This is a genomic window from Ferruginibacter sp., from assembly GCF_031430955.1.
GTDB lineage: Bacteria > Bacteroidota > Bacteroidia > Chitinophagales > Chitinophagaceae > Ferruginibacter.
The window spans coordinates 1-2,417 of record NZ_JANPCM010000045.1 but is presented as its reverse complement, the minus strand read 5'-3'; the positions used below and the strand labels follow the sequence as shown (position 1 = coordinate 2,417).

2 protein-coding genes are annotated in these 2,417 nt (G+C 35.9%); both read right to left on the bottom strand.

Annotated features, from left to right (window positions below; all coding sequences use genetic code 11):
• A partial coding sequence (locus ACY65O_RS01250; protein ID WP_462219030.1) for an outer membrane protein assembly factor BamB family protein occupies positions 1-1,350 on the bottom strand: 1,350 nt, incomplete at its 3' end.
• Between the two features lie 223 nt (positions 1,351-1,573).
• The gene (locus ACY65O_RS01245) at positions 1,574-2,080 is read right to left on the bottom strand and encodes a pyridoxamine 5'-phosphate oxidase family protein (RefSeq protein WP_462219029.1); all 507 of its coding nucleotides are present in this window, start codon (positions 2,078-2,080) and stop codon (positions 1,574-1,576) included.
• Positions 2,081-2,417 lie beyond the last annotated feature (337 nt).

Genomic DNA, 2,417 nt, shown 5'->3' with positions numbered 1-2,417 from the left:
ATTACTGGCATTATCACCCACACAATTTTTTACTTTAAACCCTTTCTTCCATGTTTTATCACCACTCTCTAAATCTAAAATATTTATTTCGTCGGAGGTACGGTAGTATAAACCCTGTGGCACTACTTGTAAATCCCTGATCTCTCCTTTAATTGATAATGGTTTTTTGGTTACAGATTTTCCTGCATCCAGATCAATAATGCTGATGTAATTATCACCATCATCTTTTGCAGTAGCTAAAATTAATTTGTTCCCCACTAATTTGTAAGCACTAACGTCGCCTTTTAAATCTATTTCATCGCCCCATTTATTTTCACCTGTTGCAGGATCAATACATAAAATAGATGCCCTGTTTTTACCCGATGCAGATTTACGTTTTATTTTTCCCATCAATCCTCCGCCGCTGCCGCCCTGTGTAGCCTGGTCTTTTTGGGTTTTTTCGGTAGTGGTTACCAGCATACCGTGTGAGTCGTATAAAATATATGCCACCGGCGATTGCAGTTCCACTTCTTTTGTAAGCGGCTTACCATCGGCGTTATTATAAGCCAGCAGTACATCCTGGTTCCAGAAATACACTTTCTCTTTATTATTGTCTTTTAAAAAAAACTGTGCACTGGTTGATGTGGCACTGGCACTTAAATCAATATGCTTTCCTTTACCACCCATTAATTTTCCAAAGCCGCCTTTTTTATTATCTTCCATTTCCACCACAGGTTTTTCTGTTTTCATATCCACACTCCAAAGTACTTCGCCGGTTTGCTGATTAAGTTTATAAATGTTTTTTGTGGTTGCAATATAAATACCATCGTTTGTTGCCAACCCGTTAGATACCACTTCTTCGCTGTTTTTATCAAACAGTTTTAGTTGCTCCCATACTTTGCGGCCATCGGCAAGCGATACCATCACCATTTGAAATTTTCCTTTACTGCGTGAAGTACCATAAAACATCATGCTGTTTAATTCGGGTACATGGATGCGCTTTACCACATTGGCCAGATCAAGTTCTTTTGTATCGGCTACAACTTTGCCGGTAACCACATCAATAAGGGTATGCTCGGCACCTCTCATAAATTTATTTTTAATTAAAGCCGCATACGGAGTACCTTCAATGGGGTCGTAGTTTTCTTCTTTTACATCATCAAGATTATCTACTTTCCAGGTTTCTATTCCTGTATCAGGATTAAGGCCGTATAACGCATCGCCTGTGCACACTACTAAAATACCGGCATCGGATATCTGATACCATTTTACATTACCGGGAAATTTTTTTGTCCATTCTTTTGCTGGTTGCTGGGCAAAAATTACAGTAGCCATAATAAAAGTTACTGCAAGGGTTAACAATTTTTTCATTCTTAAAAGTTTAGGGTGTAAATGTGCAAAAAATAAAAGCCTGCCCAATACCCTGTGGTGGGTATTTTATAAATAAGTATGATCGATTGACTTTATTGCAATAGATTTTATACAGAAATATAAAAATCAATTAGAATTGATACAGGATGCTATAAATAAAAAAGGGCGTTTCAAAAAATGAAACGCCCTTTTTATTGTAATAAGATGCAGTAATATTTCAAAATCATTTTACATTCAACGCACCTTCTTCAGCATCTACCAGTGTTTTACCTGTAGCAACAGATGCCAGCATTTTAAAAAAGTTGATCATCTTATTGCCTTGGGTATCCCAGTAATAAGCACTAACCGGCGTAATTTTTATAAGTGATAAATTCGGATCATCCTTACCGCCCTGGAACCAGGTTTTTACCAATGGCGACCATAACTCTTCAACTTTATTTTTATCAAACAAAATTTCAGCTGTACCATTTACCACCATGTAGCTCATATTACCCGGGTGGCTGTAAAAAAGCTGCACATGATTATTTTCTTTTATTTCCCTGTTCTTATCGCTGTCCTTAGCACTAAAAAACCATAAGGTTCCATCCTCATCTACACCCTGTGTACTCATAGGCCTGCAGGTAGATCCATCATCAGTTTTTAAGTTGGTACAAAAAAGAGCAATATCAATATCCAGTGCCAGCTCTTTTAATTTATCCACTGCTTCTTCGTTCATTAAATTCTTATCCATAAAAATATTTTTTTTGATGATTGAATAATAATGAACGGAAAAATATATGCCAATAAAAAAAAGTAATTTCCAACTGCTTTGTTAAGCCAATAAACATTTTTAGGTACAATAGATTGTACAAAAGCTATGGCACTTAATACACAATTGCAGCAGTACGGGACATTTTTTTCCCAATTGTATGTAAATGCAAAAGGGCTGTTTCAAATAAATGAAACAACCCTTTTTATAAACTTTGAAAAAGTATTAGCCTAATGCTACTCTTTTAAATTCTACTAATTTTAAATCGGCATCTACACTCTTTAAATAATCAGCAACAGTTTTGCCATTATCTTTTACA

Bases quoted from the DNA above. Each gene is read 5' to 3' on its own strand.
- ACY65O_RS01245 (WP_462219029.1), bottom strand. From the start codon at position 2,080: ATGGATAAGAATTTAATGAACGAAGAAGCAGTGGATAAATTAAAAGAG.